Source organism: Janthinobacterium lividum, assembly GCF_034424625.1.
Classification (GTDB): domain Bacteria; phylum Pseudomonadota; class Gammaproteobacteria; order Burkholderiales; family Burkholderiaceae_D; genus Janthinobacterium; species Janthinobacterium lividum.
This window is the reverse complement of sequence record NZ_CP139976.1, coordinates 4295617-4314060: the sequence shown is the minus strand read 5'-3', so window position 1 is coordinate 4314060 and position 18444 is coordinate 4295617. Positions and strand designations below refer to the sequence as shown.

General features: G+C 64.0%; 13 protein-coding genes. 7 read left to right on the top strand and 6 right to left on the bottom strand.

Annotated elements, in window-relative coordinates:
- The first annotated feature begins 33 nt into the window (after positions 1-33).
- Both U0004_RS19485 and U0004_RS19480 read left to right on the top strand, forming a co-directional pair.
- Positions 34-666 (top strand): response regulator, encoded by a 633-nt coding sequence (locus U0004_RS19485; protein ID WP_034783185.1) that lies wholly within the window; start codon positions 34-36, stop codon positions 664-666.
- Positions 667-810: 144 nt separating this feature from the next.
- Complete coding sequence (locus tag U0004_RS19480; protein ID WP_070258097.1) at positions 811-2226, top strand: sensor histidine kinase; 1416 nt, start codon at positions 811-813, stop codon at positions 2224-2226.
- A 68-nt stretch (positions 2227-2294) separates the two neighbouring features.
- Here U0004_RS19480 and U0004_RS19475 read toward each other — a convergent pair whose 3' ends face one another.
- Together U0004_RS19475 and U0004_RS19470 are read right to left on the bottom strand one after the other, a co-directional pair.
- Positions 2295-3104: a Crp/Fnr family transcriptional regulator gene (locus tag U0004_RS19475; RefSeq protein WP_034783188.1), complete on the bottom strand. Its 810-nt coding sequence runs from the start codon at positions 3102-3104 to the stop codon at positions 2295-2297.
- Positions 3105-3330: 226 nt separating this feature from the next.
- Positions 3331-5388, bottom strand: a complete 2058-nt coding sequence (locus tag U0004_RS19470) for a methyl-accepting chemotaxis protein (RefSeq protein ID WP_070258099.1) — start codon at positions 5386-5388, stop codon at positions 3331-3333.
- Positions 5389-5562: 174 nt separating this feature from the next.
- On the opposite strand from U0004_RS19470, the gene U0004_RS19465 reads away from it, so the two are divergent.
- Complete coding sequence (locus U0004_RS19465) at positions 5563-7239, top strand: peptide chain release factor 3 (RefSeq protein ID WP_070258162.1); 1677 nt, start codon at positions 5563-5565, stop codon at positions 7237-7239.
- 162 nt (positions 7240-7401) lie between these two features.
- Here the strand turns inward: U0004_RS19465 and U0004_RS19460 are convergent, their stop codons facing one another.
- Positions 7402-9294, bottom strand: a complete 1893-nt coding sequence (locus U0004_RS19460; RefSeq protein ID WP_070258101.1) for a putative bifunctional diguanylate cyclase/phosphodiesterase — start codon at positions 9292-9294, stop codon at positions 7402-7404.
- Between the two features lie 580 nt (positions 9295-9874).
- Between U0004_RS19460 and rnk the strand changes: the two genes are divergently transcribed.
- On the top strand, positions 9875-10282 hold the full coding sequence (rnk, locus tag U0004_RS19455; protein ID WP_162835757.1) for a nucleoside diphosphate kinase regulator: 408 nt from the start codon (positions 9875-9877) through the stop codon (positions 10280-10282).
- A 65-nt stretch (positions 10283-10347) separates the two neighbouring features.
- On the opposite strand, the gene U0004_RS19450 is transcribed toward rnk, so the two are convergent.
- From U0004_RS19450 to U0004_RS19440, 3 genes are all read right to left on the bottom strand, one after another.
- The gene (locus U0004_RS19450) at positions 10348-11376 is read right to left on the bottom strand and encodes a transporter (RefSeq protein ID WP_170846295.1); all 1029 of its coding nucleotides are present in this window, start codon (positions 11374-11376) and stop codon (positions 10348-10350) included.
- A 116-nt stretch (positions 11377-11492) separates the two neighbouring features.
- On the bottom strand, positions 11493-12191 hold the full coding sequence (locus tag U0004_RS19445) for a YXWGXW repeat-containing protein (RefSeq protein ID WP_231958070.1): 699 nt from the start codon (positions 12189-12191) through the stop codon (positions 11493-11495).
- A 199-nt stretch (positions 12192-12390) separates the two neighbouring features.
- Positions 12391-12627, bottom strand: a complete 237-nt coding sequence (locus U0004_RS19440) for a hypothetical protein (protein WP_070258104.1) — start codon at positions 12625-12627, stop codon at positions 12391-12393.
- Between the two features lie 322 nt (positions 12628-12949).
- Between U0004_RS19440 and U0004_RS19435 the strand changes: the two genes are divergently transcribed.
- From U0004_RS19435 to U0004_RS19425, 3 genes are all read left to right on the top strand, one after another.
- Entirely contained in the window at positions 12950-15271 is a 2322-nt protein-coding gene (locus tag U0004_RS19435; RefSeq protein WP_070258106.1) for a coiled-coil domain-containing protein, read from the top strand.
- A gap of 19 nt (positions 15272-15290) precedes the next feature.
- A complete protein-coding gene (locus U0004_RS19430) occupies positions 15291-17618 on the top strand; it encodes an SUMF1/EgtB/PvdO family nonheme iron enzyme (RefSeq protein ID WP_070258108.1) in 2328 nt (775 codons plus the stop codon).
- Between the two features lie 74 nt (positions 17619-17692).
- A complete protein-coding gene (locus U0004_RS19425; RefSeq protein ID WP_231958072.1) occupies positions 17693-18412 on the top strand; it encodes an SIMPL domain-containing protein in 720 nt (239 codons plus the stop codon).
- The last annotated feature ends 32 nt before the right edge of the window (positions 18413-18444 follow it).

Below are 18444 nucleotides of genomic sequence, written 5' to 3'. Positions count from 1 at the left end.
CTTTCCCAGGCCAGGAAAATTTAAGGGGAAACAATGATACGCGTTGCCATTTGTGATGATCACCAAATAGTACGAGCTGGATTCAAACAGATTTTTTCGTCGTCAAGCGATTTCAGTGTGGTGGCGGAAGCCGGTACGGGGCGTGAAGCCCTCGATATCGCCCGCCGCGAAATTTGCGATGTATTGTTGCTCGATATAGCCATGCCCGATCAGAGCGGCATCGATACCTTGCGCACGATCCGCCAGGGCCAGCCGGAATTGCCCGTGCTGATCCTCAGCGGCTATCCCGCGCAGCAATACGCGCTGAACCTGTTCAAGATGGGCGCGAATGGCTATCTGAACAAGGAGTGCGAAGCCGACGAGCTGATGACGGCCGTGCGCACCGTTTTCCAGGGACGCCGCTACGTCAGCTCCACCGTCGGTGAATTGCTGGCGCAATCGTTCGACCGCGACACGAATGCCGCCCTGCATACGGAATTGTCGGACCGCGAGTTCCAGGTCTTCCTGCGCCTGGCGCGCGGCGCCACCGTGTCCGATATCGGTGTTGCCTTGTCGCTGAGCATCAAGACGGTGAGTACCTACCGTACGCGCATCATGGAAAAAATGGGCTTGCAATCGAACAGTGACTTGACCTATTACGCAATGAAAAACAATTTGCTTGACTAGCGCTGCGGTGCGATCATGGAAACATGATCGCTCAGCCAGCTGGCCAGCACGACTTGTGCAGTGCAGCAGTTTGTGGCGAGGACTATAATTGGCCGGCGCCGGCGCTCTCTCCCGCGCCGAACCTTGCTAAGGATGCACATCAGGATGTATTTCACCGCTGAACCGGCCCCGAATCACCGCCTGCCCCTGTACAAGACGATCCTGTGCGTGACGTGCGCCTTGTTGCTTGTACTTAATGGTTTCAGTCTCTTTCATAACCTGCAGTCGCTGAAGGGCACGAATGCCTTGCTCAGCCAGAGCGCCCGCGTGGCGGACCGCCTGCAGTATTTGAACGTGCTCGTGCTCGATGCGGAAAGCAGCTTGCGCGGCTATTTCATTTCCGGCTCCGAAACCTATCTGGGGCCGTCGAAGACGGCTACCACCGAAATTGAAAACGAATTCAACGAGCTGCAGACTTTGCTCGCGGGCAGTCCCACCCAGCTGAAAAACCTGGGCCAGCTGAAAAGCTTGATCCGCCGCAAGATGTCGATGCTGCAAGAGTCAATCGAGGTCTACAGGCAGGGCGGGTTGGCCGAGATCGTCAACATTTCCCGCGTGACCGATGATCGCGCCACCATGGACGAGATCCGCCTGCAGGTGGTGATCATGACGCGCGAGCAGAATGAAGCGCTGTCGTCCGGCAGCGCCGCGTTTTACCATGAGTACCAGAAAGCCGTGCTGCTCGGCATCGGCATCAATGCCCTGGCCATCCTCGTGCTGATCATGTTTTACCAGCTGGTGCGGCGCAGCTTCCAGAACCGCGCGGCCGTCGAGTATGCATTGCAAAATGCCAACGACAATCTGGAATCGACGGTCAGCAAGCGCACGGAGCAGCTATCCGTGCTGTCGCGCCATTTGATCAGCGTCAACGAAGTGGAAAAGGCGCGCCTGGCGCGCGAATTGCATGATGAGCTGGGCGCCAACTTGACCTCGATCAGCATGGACCTGGGCGCCGTTACGCAGCAACTGGCGCACGCGCAGCCGGAACTGGCCGCGCAATTACGGCGCGCCAAGGCAACCTTGCTGGAAACGGTGGAGCTGAAGCGCCGCATCGTCGAGGATTTGCGCCCGAGCCTGCTGGACAACCTGGGCCTGTGCGCCGCCATCGAAAGCTATTGCGAGGATTTTACGCGCATGAGTTCCGTGCGCTGCGAAACGGACGTGGCCATCAATATCGACAACCGCGAAGCCACCCTGACGATTGCCCTGTTCCGCATCGTGCAGGAATCGCTGACGAACATCCTGAAATATGCGCGCGCCGGCATGGTCAGCGTGACATTGAAACGCAACGAGCATGGCCTGGTGCTGCGCGTCATCGACGATGGCATCGGCATCACGGAAGATGCTTTGCAAAAACCCATGTCGCACGGCTTGCTGGGCATGCGCGAACGGGCTTTGTTGCTGGGCGGCACCCTCACCGTACGCCAGGGGCCGGAAGGCAAGGGGACCTGTGTGGAAGCCGTGATTCCCCTGCCGCTGACGCTGGAGCCGGAAGACATCGATGCGGATGCCGAAGCGTAGTTGAGGTTGAGGTTGCGGCAAAAAAATGGCCGGGCATGCAAGCCCGGCCATTTTTTTATCTTGCCTGATCAGCAGCGCGATACGTCGCGCAGCAAGCGGTCATATTCTGTCTTGGCCACTTTGTAGCACTCGCCCGCATAGCATTCCAGGCCGGCGCGGTCCAGCACCGTGATATTGCCGCGGCGATAGTGGATCAAGCCTTCTTCCTGCAGCTTGCCGGCGGCTGCCGTGATGCTTTCGCGGCGCACGCCCAGCATGATGGAGATCAGCTCTTGCGTGACTTTCAATTCATTCGATGGCGAACGGTCCAGGCGGTCCAGCAGCCAGCGGCACAGCTTTTGCTCGATCGAGCTGTGGCGGCCGCCGACGGCGTTCTGCGCCATTTGCGCAAACAGGGCGTTGGTGTAGCGCATCAGCAACTGGGGCAGGGCGCCGCCTTGATTGAAGGCATCGCGCAAGCTTTGCGTTTTCAGGCGGTAGCCGTAGCCGGCGCTTTGCACGACAGCCGTGCACATGGCGCGCTCGCCTGCCAGCAGCGAGGCACCGGCCACGCCTTCATGGCCGACAACGGCGATTTCCGTCGTGGCGCCGTCTTCCATTACATACAGTAGGGAAATGATGGCGGTGGTAGGGAAGTAGCTGTATTCCAGGTTGTTACCGTAGGCATACAGTTCCTTGCCGAAAGGCAGTTCGACCAGTTCCAGGTCTTCGAACAGCGATTCAAGCGCGGCGCGCGGCAGGGCGGCCAGCAATTCATTCTGTTGGGCACTGCTGAGGCTAACCCGCGACGCAAGCTTGATTTCCCGACCGGCCGCCGGCATGGCGCGCGGCAGCAACTGGTTCTTCTGGACCGGGGCGATAAGTTGAGTATGGCTCATAGTATTCCTCACAGGCTTTTTACATCGGAGTGCGACTGCCGCGTTGCTGGTCAAAAAAAACTGCCGTACTCATGTGGTAACGGCGTTTTTGTCGACCGCGCGGTGCAGATCGCGATGTAGCTACTTTAAAAGCTTATGTAAGTGGCGAACATAAGATTAGCAGTCGCCACTTTGTAGTCTCCATTGAGGCGAAATTGTAGTCCTTGTCCTACGCGCACACTTTTGACTAGCTAGCCTTGCGCCGTTCCGCGCGATTTTGTGATATGACGCGCGGCTTGTTGGCGCTCCACAGGCCGGCCGGCCGCACGCTGGGCAAGCCCTCGCGCACGGTTGCGGCAGGTGTCTGGCGCACGTTTGGCGTCTCGTGTTCCCCCAGGCGGAAGCGGCTGACGGCTTGCGTCAGCGCTTCGCCTTCCTGGTGCAGGCGCTGCGAACCGGCGCGCGCCTCGTCGACCAGGCCCGCGTTCTGGCGCGTCATGTCGTCGATTTGCGCCAGCGCGCCGTTGATGCGGGCGATCTCGCCATTCTGCTCGGCGCCGGCGCTGCTGATGCGCCCGATGACGACAGACACCTGCTGCACGGCATCGACGACCTGGCGCATGGTGCTGCCGGCCGCATTGACCAGGTCGCCGCCCGCATCCACGGTGGCGACGGAATCGCCGATCAGGCGCTTGATCTGCTGCGCCGCCTCGCTGGAGCGCTGCGCCAGGCTGCGCACCTCGGACGCGACGACGGCAAAGCCGCGTCCCTGCTCGCCCGCGCGGGCCGCTTCGACGGCCGCGTTCAGGGCCAGGATATTCGTCTGGAAGGCGATGCCGTTGATGACGCCGATGATGTCGACGATCTTGTGCGAGCTGGCCTTGATCGAGGCCATGGTCTCGACCACGGCGCTGACGGTCTCGCCGCCGCGCAGGGCCACTTCGGCGGCCGAGGCCACCAGGGTGCGCCCCTGTCCTACGTGGGCTTCGTTGCGGCCCACGGTGGCCGTCAGCTCGCGCATCGAATCCACGGTGGCGCCCAGCGCATCCGCTTGCGTGGCCGTATGGCCGGACAGGGCGGCGTTGCCCTGCGCGATATCGGCGCCGGCCGCGGCGATGACGGCCGCACCGCCGCGGATTTCCTGCACCAGGGTGGCCAGGCCGTGCGTCATGGCGCCGAAGTCGCGCACCAGGTCGCCGATCTCATCGTGCGCCTGCGAGGTAATGCGCTGCGACAGGTCGCCCGCCGCCGCCGCGCCGACGGCCACGCGCAATTGCGTCACGTCGCGCACGAAGGCGGCATAGAAGCCTGCACACAGGTAGGCGGCGGCCAGCAGCACCAGCAGCATGGCCGCCAGGATCAGGCCGCGGCGCGCCTCGTCGCGGGCGATGCGCTGCGCCAGCAAGCCGTCCAGGGCGGTGGCCGAGGCGCCGGACAGCGCCTGCAGGGCATCGATCGCTTGCATGCCGGCCGCATGAAATTGCGCGCCCGAGGTCTGATCGTAGGAATTCGTCACTTCATTCTTCGTGCGTTCGAGGAAGGCCAGCGCGGCCGGCACGGCTTTCAGGGCTGGCTGCAGGCTGGCGCGCAGTTCCGGCTTGGCGGCGATGATTTCGTCGAAGCGGGCCGGCAGGCGTTCGAGTTCGTGGCGCGCGATCAGGGCGTTGGCGTTGACGAGCTGATCTTCATTCGCCTCGAACAGGCCCGTGTCGATATAGGCGGCGCCGCGCCCGGCGATGTCCGACAGGCTTTCGGCCAGGTCGGGCAGGGTGGCGGTGAAAACGGCGCTCAGGTGGTTGGCGCCCGCGTCCGGATCCAGGCTCAGGTGCGAACGGTCGGCTACCAGCTGGCCCAGTTTGGCCGCCTGGCGCAGCAGCGCCGTGTGCGCCGCGTAGCTGTCGCGCGCCGCAAGGCCCGCCTGGCGGCCCAACAGGGCTTGCCACTGCTTCGTCAGTTCGGCCGCCTGGGGCAGGCCTGCGCCCGCCGGCAAGCGCGCCAGGGCGGCCAGCGTGGACGTGATGCGCGCATTCAGGGCCGTGTTGTCCATCCCCGCCTTGCCGCTCAGGCGCAAATGTTCGAGGCCGCGCCGCTGCTGCAGCAGCCGCGTGCCTTCCTGCAGCTGGCGCACATAGGCCACGCCCCGCTGCGCATCCTGCGCCTGGGCCAGCGATTTGCCCAGTTCCGAGATCAGCAGGGTGGTCGCCAGCGCCAGCGGCAGCAGGAAGACCAGGCAGACAAGCATGAATTTGGGCAGCAGGCGCAAGCGCTGCATGAGTCGGATGGCGGGGGTGAGGAGCATTTTCATCGGGTTTCCAGGAAAGAGTGGCAACATTTCTGCAGTGCAATGTTGCCTGCGGATTGTGACCCCTTGATGAAGTGGGCGATTTTGCCGTTCGCCAGAGTGAAGCAGTTCACACGGAAGGCCGATCCTTCTGTAAAATCGAGGGTTTTTTGCGAGGGCCATATTATGGTCACCAATATGGCCAACGAGAACGACATCAACACTCCCGATTCCAGCGACAATGCGGACATCGCCGCAGCGCCAGCGAGCAGCAAGGCGCCGGCCGTGATCGCGCGCGAAGTGCAGCGCCGCCGCACCTTCGGCATCATTTCCCACCCGGATGCGGGTAAAACCACCCTGACGGAAAAACTGCTGCTGTTCTCGGGCGCGATCCAGATGGCCGGTACCGTCAAGGCACGCAAATCGGGCCGCCACGCGACGTCGGACTGGATGGAGATCGAGAAGCAGCGCGGCATTTCCGTCGCTTCCTCGGTGATGCAGTTCGAATTCCGCGACCACGTCGTCAACCTGCTCGACACCCCGGGCCACCAGGACTTCTCGGAAGATACCTACCGCGTGCTGACGGCGGTCGACTCGGCGCTGATGGTGATCGATGCGGCCAAGGGCGTGGAAGCGCAGACGATCAAGCTGCTGGCAGTCTGCCGCATGCGCAATACGCCGATCGTCACCTTCATGAACAAGATGGACCGCGAGACGCGCGATCCGCTGGACCTGCTCGACGAACTCGAGTCGGTGCTGAAGATCCAGTGCGCGCCCGTCACCTGGCCTATCGGCATGGGCAAGAACTTCCGCGGCGTGTACCACCTGCTGAACGACGAGATCATGCTGTTCAAGGCCGGTGAAGAAAAGGCCGATGGCGCCTTTGAAATCATCAAGGGCATCGACAACCCGCGCCTGCAGGAGATGTTCCCGCTGGAGATGGACCAGTTGCGCATGGAAGTGGAACTGGTGCACGGCGCGTCGAATCCGTTCAACCTGGAGGAATTCCTCTCCGGCGTGCAGACGCCCGTGTTCTTCGGTTCGGCCATCAACAACTTCGGCGTGCGCGAGATTCTCTCCGCGCTGGTCGACTGGGCGCCGGCGCCGCGCGAGCGCGACGCCACCGTGCGGTCGGTGGCTCCGTCCGAGCAGCCATTTACCGGTTTCGTCTTCAAGATCCAGGCGAACATGGACCCGGCCCACCGCGATCGCATCGCCTTTTTGCGCGTGTGCTCGGGACGTTTCGAGCGCGGCATGAAGGTCAAGCATTTGCGCCTGGGGCGCGAGATCAAGGTGTCGAACGTGGTGACCTTCATGGCCTCCTCGCGCGAACAGGTGGAAGAAGCGTACGCGGGCGACATCATCGGCTTGCCGAACCATGGCAACATGCAGATCGGCGACAGTTTTTCCGAAGGCGAGATGCTGACCTTTACGGGCATCCCGTACTTCGCGCCGGACTTCTTCCGCTCCGTGCGCATCCGTAATCCGCTGAAGATCAAGCAGCTGCACAAGGGCTTGCAGCAGCTGGGCGAAGAGGGCGCGGTGCAGGTCTTCAAGCCGGTGCAGGGCGGCGAACTGGTACTGGGCGCCGTCGGCGTGCTGCAGTTCGAAGTGGTGGCCAGCCGTTTGCTCAACGAGTATGGCGTGGACGCCGTGTTCGAAGGCACCAGCATCAGCAGCGCCCGCTGGGTTAGCTGCGACGACAAGCGCATCCTGCAGGATTTCGAAAACGCGCTGGGCCACAACGTGGCCTACGATGCGGCCGGCAACATGGCCTACCTGGCCACGTCGGGCGTGAACCTGCGCCTGACGGAAGAGCGCTGGCCGAAATTGACATTCCACGCCACGCGCGAGCATTCGGCCAAGCTGGCCTGATGTAGCATTGGCGGCGTCGGGTTACGCGCTTTGCGCTAACCCGACCTACGTCTTGTAGCGCCGGATGACGCGCCATGCGCTAATCCGGCCTATCCGTTTATGGCGTAGGTCGGATTAGCGCGGCAACGCCGTGCGTAATCCGACACCCTTGTTGGCAGCAACTCAAGCCGGCAGGATCGTGCGCGTACTCCAGTCGCGCCGTTCCAGCAGCAGCGCCGTCAACTGCGCCGCCGTCATCGGACGCGCGAAGAAAAAGCCCTGCACGTTGTCGCAGCCGGCTTTTCTCAGAAACTCCACCTGCCGCAAGGTTTCCACCCCTTCTGCCACCACTTTCAGGTGCAGGCTGTGCGCCATGGCGATGATGGCCGTGACGATGGCTTCTCCCTCGCCGGGCAGGTCGTGCACGAAGCTGCGGTCGATTTTCAGCTGGTCGATGGGCAGGCGCTTCAGGTACGACATCGACGAATAGCCGGTGCCGAAATCGTCGATCGACAGGTGGATGCCCGTTTCCTGCAGGCGCCGCATCAGTTCCACGTTGGCGTGGACATTGTCCATCAGGACGCCTTCCGTGATTTCCAGTTCCAGCAAGCCATGCGGCAGCTGCGTTTCATCCAGGATGGCGCGGATATCGTCCATCAGGCCCGGGTCGCGCGCCTGGCAGGCCGACAGGTTGACGGCCACGTGCTCGAGCGAATCGAGCAGGCCTGCCTTGCACCACAGGGCCGCCTGGCGGCAGGCGCTTTGCAGCACCCAGCGTCCCAGGTCGACGATGATGCCGCTTTCCTCGGCCACGGGGATGAATTCGGCGGGGCTCAGCTGGCCCATGTCGCGGCAGTTCCAGCGTATCAGCGCTTCCACGCCGACGATGCGCCCGCTGCGCAAGTCGATCTGCGGCTGGTAGTGCAGATACAGTTCCTCGTTCTGCAGAGCCTTGCGCAGGTTCGCTTCCATGCGCAGGCGGCGCTGGGCGCGCAATTCCATTTCGGCCTTGAACACGGCGTAGCGGTTCTTGCCCTGGTGCTTGGCGTGGTACATGGCGGTATCGGCATTGCGCGTCAGGGTGGCCACGTCCTGCGCGTCGAATGGATACAGGCTCACGCCGATGCTGGCGCTGACATATAGCTGGTGGCCTTCGAGGTCGAACGGCGCGGCCAGCACGGCCAGGATCTTGCGCGCCACGCTGGCCATTTCCGAGGCGTCGTCGGCCGGTTCGACGATGACGACGAATTCATCGCCGCCGATGCGGCAGATGATGTCGGTGCCGCGCAGGATGGCTACCAGACGCTCGGACACGAGCTTGAGCAGCTGGTCGCCGCAGTGGTGGCCCAGCGTATCGTTGACGATCTTGAAGTTGTCCAGGTCCAGCAGCAGCAGGCCCACGCTACTGTCCTGGCGGTCGGCGCGCGCCAGCGCGTAGGCCAGGGCATCGTTGAATTCATGGCGGTTCGGCAGTTGCGTGACCGGGTCGACATGGGCCAGGTAGTGCAAATGGCTTTCCGCATGCTGGGCGGCCGTGCGCGTGCGGCGCACCATCAGGAACGTCAGGCCGAACGCGCACAGGCAGACGAGCAGGGTGAAGGCGGCAAATTGCGCCAGGCTGGCGTACAGCGGCGCCAGGCTGGCGCGCAGGTACAGCGCGCCGCCGCCGGGCAAGGTTTTCAGGATGGCGGCGCTGCCGTCCAGGTAATCGATGTGCAGGCCGTTGCGCGGCGCCGCGGGCGCGGCATCGCTGGCGCTGCGCGCGTAGCTGGCAAACGGCGCGCCATAGGGGCTGTAGAGCAGTGCTTGCCGGACATGCGGGGCGGCGGCGAGGGAGGCGAGGAGTTGTTGCGCTGCAAGTCGATTGTCCTGGCGCACGGCCTGGGTGGCGGCAGGCGCCAGCATGTCGGCCTGGATGCGCAGCGTGCGCTGGAAGGATGTTTGGAGGGAAAACAACTGGAAGAGGATCAGCAGCAGGCTGGCCATCGCCAGCATGGCCGCCGCGGCCAGCAAGTTCAAGCGGGCAATCCGGTCGCCGCGCAATTGCGCCGACGGCAGCATCAATGGCGCCATCATGACGCGCCCGCCTGCCGGCCCCGCTTGCCGCCGCCCCGTGTGATCCCGCCTCGCCCTGCCATACTTTACGTTCCAGTCTGATGAAAACCGAAGTGAGCCGGAACTCTCAACGTGTTGTTAAGGCCGACATATTGTCATTTTGCAGCGTGAAAGTACAGGGCGCGCGGCAATTTAGTGTCCATACCGCAGGCCGGTGGCAGCAGGCAAGGCGACAAGACGGACGGAAAAGGCGGGACGTGTCTTTCTAATAATAATTCCAGATGAATTTTAATCCTTTTTTTGCCCGCCGGTTTTTTTCTTTAAAAACATGCTGATGGTAAACAAAATACCATCAAGAATAACTTCAATACCTGCGACCATCCCGGCATGGATTAATTTCTTGTCCGTATGGACGATTGCAAGTCATTGATTTTAATAAATTTTAATGAAGAATGCGCGAACGCTATGGCCTTGCTCCGCGACTTCGTCCATAATCCGCTGATGATGGACGTTCTGATGCTGTTTGTTTTGTCTGCCGCGGCCAAGCAAGCTGCCGCCAGTAAAACCGGACGTCGCCCTAATGATCAATAGTGAGGATATCTTGGAAAAAAAACCAAAAATTATTTTGTCGTCACAAGACCTGGAACGACTGGAAGCGTTGTTGTATGCCTTGGGTAATAATCTGTCGCCGGACAAGGCCGCTTTGCTCGATGAGCTGGGCCGCGCCGAGGTGCTCGAGCCGCAAGAGATTCCGCCGACCGTCGTGACGATGAATTCCACCGTGCGCTTCACGGTGGAAAACAAGGAGGAATTCTGCCTGACGCTCGTGTATCCGAAGGATGTGGAAGGCCAGGCCGACCGCATTTCCGTGCTGGCACCCGTCGGCAGCGCGCTGCTGGGCTTGTCCGTCGGCGACAGCATCGCCTGGCCCATGCCGGGCGGCGTGGTGAAGGTCAAGATCGAGGAAATCGTCTATCAGCCTGAACGGGCTGGCGAATACCACCGTTAAGCGCAGCAAGCAGTAATGGCGGACGGCGCCTGCCGTTCGCCTGCCAGGCCGTGCCGGGACGGGAATTAACTGTTTCGCTGCACGCGCACCACCAGCCATCCAGCCACGACCGTAAACGTGACGATGATGGCAACGATGATCCAGAAGCCCTGCGGGTGCTGGGCCAGCGGAATTCCCCCCACATTCATGCCCAGCATGCCGGCGATGATATTGATCGGCAAGGCCAGCACGGTGACAATGGTCAGCACGAACAGGCTGCGGCTGTTTTCCTCGTTGACGCTGGCGGCGATCTCTTCCTGCAGCAGCTTGATGCGTTCCTGTAGCGAGGACATATCGCTGAGCACCACGGAAAATTCCTCCGTCGACTGGCGCAGTTCCAGGCTGTCCAGCTCCGACACCCACGCAGGTGGGCGTTGCAGCAGGCGGAACAGGGCGGCCGGTTCCGGCGCCAGCAGGCGCTGCAGCCGCACCAGCACGCGCCGCATGGCGCCCAGGTCTTCGCGTTTCGGCACCAGGCGTCCGGCCAGCAAGTGATCCTCGATATCGTCGACCCGCGCCACGGCGTCGCGCACGATGTTGACCAGCACGTCCGCCTGGTCGCGCAGCAAATGAATCAGCAGCTCCACCGACGAGCGGATCGGCTCGTGGTTCTTGATGACGGCCTGGCGCAGGCGCTCGATCGACTGCAGCGGCGCGCGGCGCGCCGTGATGACGAGGTTTTGCGCCACGCTGGCCCACATGGTGGAAATATCGGATGCTTCGAACGAGAAATTGTGCACCACATCGTTGACCACGGCGATCAGGGTGTTTTCCGCCTGTTCGATGCGCGTCGAGCGCGACCCCTGGTGCAGGGTTTCATAGAATTCGTCGGCCAGCTGCGTATGCGTCATCAGCCATTTTTCGCTGGCCGCATGCGACAAATTGAAATGTAGCCAGACGAATTCCTGCGCCGGACGCGCCGCGCCATCGGCCAGCCAGGCCAGTGCCGCCGTCGAGTCGAGCGCCAGCGGTGGCCCGTCGCGGCCAAACAGGAAGCCCCAGACCAGGCCCGAGGTGTCCGAGCCGTAGGTAAAACCGGCAGTTTCCATCGCCATCGTGAATCTTTCTCGCGCAGTGTGATTGATCGTCGCGCGATTCTAATACACGGATATGTCGGGAAAATGACAAGGCCACCGCGAACGGTGGCCTTGGTGCCAATTACAGCCGCATATCAGCTGCGGTTCGGGTTATCCGGACGCCGGTCGTCGCGGTTCGGCACGCCATCATGGTCGCGGTCATGGCGGTTGCCATTGTCGCGGTCATAGCGGTTGGGGATGCCGTCGCGGTCGCGGTCACCGTTCGGGCCGCGTGGCGACCAGCGGCCTTGCTCCATCTGCCAGCGGCCATCGCGCTGGTTCCAGGCGGGCGGCGCATACACGTAGCCGGGGCGTTCGGCGATCCATACGCCTGGCGTCCAGGCGTAGCGCTGGCCGCGCCATTCCCAGTGGCCTGGCGCCCAGGTATAGCCGTGGCGGGCGCGCGGGATGGCTTCGCGGCGCGGCGGCGGCGGGGCGATGCGGATGTCGTCATAGCGCACGGGCTGCACTTGCGCCGCGACCCAGCCACCACGGTCCAGGCGCCAGCGGTTGTTCTCTTGTATCCAGGTGGCGCGGCGGTACTGGTTGCCGCTGCGTTCGCGCAGCCATTCACCGTTGTTCCAGACATGGCGCTGGCCATCCCAGTTCCAGTAGCCGGGCGCCCAGACATAGCCGGCGCGCGGCGCGGGTGCGCTTTCAAACCGTGGCGGAGGCGGGGCGTTGCCGACGACAATGCTGACGCCGAGCTGATTCTGTGCCATGGCCTGCACGGGCAGGAACGCCGCGGTGCTGATGGCAAGCATGGCTGCTGCGTAGAGTGTGATGGGTTTCATGGTGTACTCCATTTCGGTGATTGCGTGAAATGGACTATAGGCGCTTGCTGGCGGTTTTTCGCCTTTGATTCAACTTATTACAATTGACACAATGCTGTGTGTCCGTGTATCCGTGGCGGATACATTTGCGATGCAAATGGCGGCCTGGCGCGGCGGTGATCAAGCGGGCGCCAGGCGGCGTGGTGTCAGCATCGGTGGCTCACAGGGTGCTGGCGGTGGCGTTGCCCAGCAAGGCTTGCCTTTCCTCGATCAGCGAGATTTTCTTTTCCTGTTCCGTCATGCGCTTGGCGCTGACCACCACGACGGGGATGGCGCTCGCTTGCGCCGCATCGGCAGCCTTGGCGGCCGATGGCTGCATGAAGCTGACATAGCTGGCACCGCAGGCGATGGCGACGGCGACGGTGAAGATGGCTTCCATGTTTTTCAAGGCTTTCATGATGTTTCCTTTCGGGTGGCGGGTGGGTATGCATGCACTGTAGCCATGCGCGCTCCTCTGCGCCACGTGGATGCGACCAGCCGTGGTTTTGGCGGGATGGCCTGCAAAAAAACGGCGCTGAAATGCCTGCGCGCGGGGCTGGCAAGCCGACCGCTTGAATTGAGGCCTAAATTGCCCTGTATCCGGGCATATGAATGTAATTGCCGCGTGGCATTATTTGACGCTGCACACTGCCGCGCGCGGCAAGTGCAGGGCCAGCTGTCCTGCTAGAATCGGCATGGCGGCCCCGTCGCATGGATAAAAATATCATCAGGAGTCACATATGTTCCAATTGTTTGGTTTTGGCGGCGCCCGCTGCCCGCGCTGCGAGCACAAGAACGGCGCTGCCGCCGGCTATTGCGCGCAATGCGGCTTGTCGCTTGGGGCACCCGACAGCGACGCGGTGCTGCATGCCAATCAATGGCATCTTGCTGATGGGCAACTGGCACTGTTCTTTGGCGTGCGCGAACTGTCTTCGCTGTTCGGCAGCGCCGCGCGCCGCCTGCAGGTACCGGCCGAGTCGCGCGCCTGGATCGTGCAATCGGACGCTTTCACCTTGATACCTGCCGGCGACTATGACAGCGCCGCCTTCTTTGCGCGCCTGCCCGCGCTGCTGCCGGCGCGTCCGGCCGAAGTGCTGATCGCGCGCGCCGACGCCGTCAGCCTGGAATTCGACTTGCCCGGCATGGCCAGCACGGAGCGGCTGAACGTCGCCGCATCCCTGCGCGTGGATATCGCCCTGGGCCAGCCCGATGCGTTCGCGCGCCAGTTCATGCGCGCACCGGGCGCCGTCACGCGCGCCCACCTGCACGCCCTGTTGCTGCCATCCGTGCGCCAGATTGCGCTGGAATTCATCGGCAGCCGCGCGCTGCGCGAGATGGAGGCGAATGCCGACCTGCGCCCGGAATTGAACGAGCGCCTGCAATCGGCGCTGACGCAGCGCCTGGCGTCCAGCGGCCTGGCCGTGGCGCGCGTGGAAACCCTGACGCTACGCCACGACAAGCGCGAAGGCGACGCCGGCGCCAGCATCGGCACCCTGTGGCTGGGCGGCTTGCCGGCGCAGGACCTGGAGCAGCACAGCCTGGAACGCATGAAGCAGCTCGACCAGCTGTATGACGAGGAAGAGTGGCAGCGTATCCGCCGCGAGGAACTGGCGGCGCGCCATGCGCACCGCCGCGCCGAGCTGCAGCAGGATGCGACGGTGGAAAAGGCGGAACTGAACCACCAGGAAGCGGAGCGCCTGCAAGCGCTGCGCGGACGCCAGATCGACCTGTATGGCCGCATCCTGGAAGCGAAATCGCGGCGCCAGGCGCTCGACCATGGCGCCGCGCTGGCGCTGGGCGAACTGGAACAGGAGCTGGCGCAGAAGGGCGCGCAGCGCGCCGATGAAGCGGCCAACTGGGAACACGTGCGGGCGCTGGCCGCCATCAAGATGCGCAGCGAGCTGGAACTGTCGCAGCTGCATGGGCGCGAACAGATCCAGCTGGCGCAGCAGCGTTTTACGCATCAAGTCCACTTGCAGTCGATCGCGCAGCAAGTGGAAAGCGCGCTGCTGATCGACGACGAGACGGGCCGCCGCACCCAGCTGGCGCGCCTGCGCCAGGCGGAAGCGGATGCGGCCCAGCGCGAGGCGCAGCTGGAAGCGGAACAGCACCAGGCCGCCTGGCAGGGCCTGATGCTGGCGAACGCGGCGCGCAAGCGCGAGGCCGAGCGGGTACAGGAGTGGGAAGACCAGATGCAGCTGGCGCGCCAGCGCGAACTGCTGCGCGCCGAGGCGCACAAGGATGAAGCGGCCCAGGTGCAGGCGGCGGAAATCGCGGAAAAGGTGGCGGCGCTGCGGCGCGGCGGCGCCCGCGAAGACGCCATCGCGCAGCAGGAAAAGCTGCTGCGCACCATCGAGGCCGATGGCGTGCACGCACGCCAGCTGCAGCAGCAAACGCAACTGGCGCAGCTCGATGCGCTGGCCATCGAGGAACAGCGCCAGCAGCTGCGCCAGCTGGAACAGGAAGCGCAATGGCAGCGCGATCTGCTGGCCATGGCGCAGCAGCGCGAAAGCGATTACGCGCGCTGGAAGGGCGAGTACGAAGCCCTGCTGGCGCAGCAGGCGCATGCGGCCGAACTGGCGCGCATCGATATCGACCGCATCGAGAAAATCGGTTCGCTGAGCGACACGGGCAAGGTGGCCATGGCCGCCGGGCAGAATGCGGCCGCGCTGGCGCAAGTGCTGAAGGTGCAGCTGCAGGCGGGCATGAGCGCCGAGCAGATCCACGCGCTGGCGGCGCTGGCGGCGGCCGAGAACAGCGTCGCGCCGCTGGACGCGCTGCGCATGGCGCAGGACAGCGTGGCGCAGGAGCGCAGCTATCTGGAAGGCCAGGCGGAACGCGAACGGCGCCAGCAGCTGGACCTGATCAACCTGCAGAATGCGGCGCATGCGCATGGCCTGTCGGCGCAGGCGCAGCTGGGCGTGGCCGTGGCGCAGGCGCTGCAGCCAAGTGTCGGGCTGGGCGCCGCTGCGTCGCTGCGCTGCAAGAACGGCCATGCGCAGCGCGCGGGCCATCCGGAAGATAAATTCTGCGCCGCCTGCGGCGTTGCCTTGCAGCCTTGATGGAAGCGTTTCACCCCAGATGATGCAAAAAGCACGAGACAAACTGCGGGAACTGCGCGCCCTCCACGATGACGGGCTGCTCAGCGAGCAGGAATTTGAAAGTCGCAAGAACGCCATCCTCGACGCCGAGTACGCGCCGCCCGGCGCCGCACCTGCGCCCGCGCCGCTACCGGTGCGCCAGGGCACGGAGCTGGGCTTCATGACGGGCCAGGAAATCGGCCCGCAAAACCGCCGTTACCGGCTCGAACGGCTGATCGGCACGGGCGGCATGGGGCAGGTGTGGCAAGCCACCGACCTGGCCACGCACGCGGAGCTGGGCAGCAGCGAAATGGTGGCGCTGAAGATCTTGCCGCCGCAGCTGACGCAAAGCGCCACGCATGCAAAACTGCTGATCGAGGAAGCCACGCAGGCGCGCAAACTCGCGCATGAAAACATCGTGCGCGTCTACGAGTGGGCGCAGGACCCGGCCACGGCCAGCTATTTCATCATCATGGAATGCCTCGATGGCGAAGACCTCGAGCACTATCTGGCGCGCGAGGGCGCGCTGCCGCTGTCGACGGTGCAGCAATTGCTGCAGCCGGTGGCCGACGCCCTGTCGTATGCGTGGGAAAAGCACAAGCTGGTGCACCGCGACATCAAGCCTGGCAATGTCTTCCTGACGGCGAAGGGCGACGTCAAGCTGCTCGACTACGGCATCGCGTCGCGCGTGCGCAATGCGGACAGCAGCCTGGCGCTGGACATGCCGAATGCGGGCACGCACGGCTACCGGGCGCCCGAGGCCGGCGCCAACCAGCGCCAGCCCAGCCCGCGCCTGGACGTATATGCGGTGGCTGTGATGATTTACCAGATGCTCGAAGGGCGCATGCCGTTCGACGACATGCGCAGCGCCAGCCACTTGCCGTCGGCGCCGCAAGCGCTCAACGCGCAACAGTGGCAAGTCTTGCAGAACGGTTTTTCCTTGACGGCGGAATTGCGGCCGCAATCCGTGCAAGCCTTGCTGGAAGGGCTGGAGCGGGCCGCAGGGCCGTCGCCCGAAGAACTGGCGGAACAGGCGCGCCAGCAGCAGGCGCGTGCGGCGCAGCAGGCGCAGCAACAACGGCAGGCCGCGCTGGCCGCCGAACAGGCCCGCGAGGAAGAGATCAAGCGGGCCCGGATACGCCAGGAAGAACTGGATCAGCGCCGCAAGGCGGAAATCCAGGCGGCCGCGCTGGAAAAGCAGCGGCAAGATAAACTGCGCCGCGAGCAGGAGGCGCAGCGCCATTTCGAAGCGGAAGAGGCGCGCAAGCTGCGCAAGGAAGCGCTGCGCGGCCAGCTGCGCGCGCGCCGCGAAGCCGATGCCGCCACTGCCTTGCAGGAACACCAGGAATTGCAGCGCAAGGCCATCGTCGCCAAGGCGGAGGCGGCCTACCGCGCCGAGCAGGAGCGCGCGCGCAAGGAAGAGGCCAGCCGCGCCGCGGCGGCGCAGGCGCAGCCCGCCGCCGCAGTGAGCGAGCCGGCGCCGGCGCCCGCACACGCGGAACCGGTGGCCAATGCAGAAGGCATCTTGCGTGATGATTTTCTCGATGGCGCGGGACAGGGGCCGGAACTGGTGCTCATTCCCAGCGGCCGCTTCCAGATGGGCGCGCACGAGACGGAGCACAAGGCGGCTATCCAGGCCGGTTCGCAGCAGGCCTGGCTCGAGCGCGAGATGCCGCAGCATTGGGTCGGCATCGAGCGCCCGTTCGCGCTGGCGCGCCACCCCGTCAGCGTGGGCGAATGGCGCGCCTTCGTCAAGGCGACCGATTGGGCGGGCGGTTCGGAAACGGACTGGGACAATCCCGGCTTCGTGCAGAACGACCAGCACCCGGTGGTGGGCGTGAGCTGGAATGACGCGCAGCTGTTCCTGGCGTGGATGAGCGAGCGCACGGGCCGCCAGTACCGTTTGCCCAGCGAAGCGGAATGGGAATACGCGTGCCGCGCCGGCACGCGCACGGCCTTCAACGTGGGCGACACGATCAGTACTGAACAAGCCAACTACGACGGCCTGTATGTGTACAACGGCGGCCCGCGCGGCGTGTACCGGGGCGGCACGACGCCGCTGGGCACATTCGCGCCGAATTCCTGGGGCCTGTTCGACATGCATGGCAATGTGTGGGAATGGGTGCAGGACGTGGTGCACGATAATTACGAAGGCGCGCCCGTCGACGGCAGCGCGTGGGAAGAGGGCAGCGACAGCAGCCGGCGCATCCTGCGCGGCGGCTCGTGGCTGTACCACCCGCGCTACCTGCGCTCGGCCTTGCGCAACGGCTTTTCCACCGTGCTGTCGAACGACATCGTGGGCTTTCGGGTGGCGCGCACGCTCGATTAGGGTGAGGACAATGAGGTTGTCATATCGGCCATCTTGGCGGATACTTCATGCACCTTAACCGTGCCGGAGGATCCGTGTTCAAACACCGCCTGCTGTCCATCGTGTTTGCCTGCCTGCCCCTCGCCGCCCTGGCCGGCGATCTGCCCTCCTATCCCTTCATCCACGCGACGGGCACGGCCTACAGTTTCGTCACGCCGGACCTGGGCGAGATCGATTTCGACGTCAGTGTCTTCGACCCGGTGCCGGACGTGGCCACCGCGCAGGTAGCGGCGCGCATCGGGGAAATCAAGGCGCTGCTGGTGGAGCAGGGTTTGCCCGATGCGGCGGCCGGCATCGAGGTGCGCGACGTGCGCAAGGAAATCCGCAAGGGCGCCGAGCAGGACCCGGCCAACCCGCAGTACCAGATCAAGGCGAGCGTGCATATCAACGTGGCGGATTTGTCGAAATGGCCCGCCATCATGCGTCCGCTGCTGGCCATGCCCAACCTCGATGCGTTTGCCGTCACCTTCGGCGCCACGGAGCGCATCCGCCTGGAAGAGGAACTGATGGGCGAAGCCGTCAAGGATGCGCAGCGCAAGGCCGATGCCATGGCGCGCGGCTTCGGCAAGCGCGCGGGCGCCGTGGCCGGCATCTCGTCGGACCAGCTGAAAAACCTGGGCAATGCGGTAGGCCTGGTGCCTTCGGACCGCTACAACCGCGCGAATAGCCGCCAGCGCCAGAACCCCGAAGACATGCTGATGGTCACCAGCCTCAAAATGGCGCAGACGGTCGACGCCGTGTTCCGTATCAAATGACCAGGTAGCAGGGCAGCAGGCTGCGCAAAGCG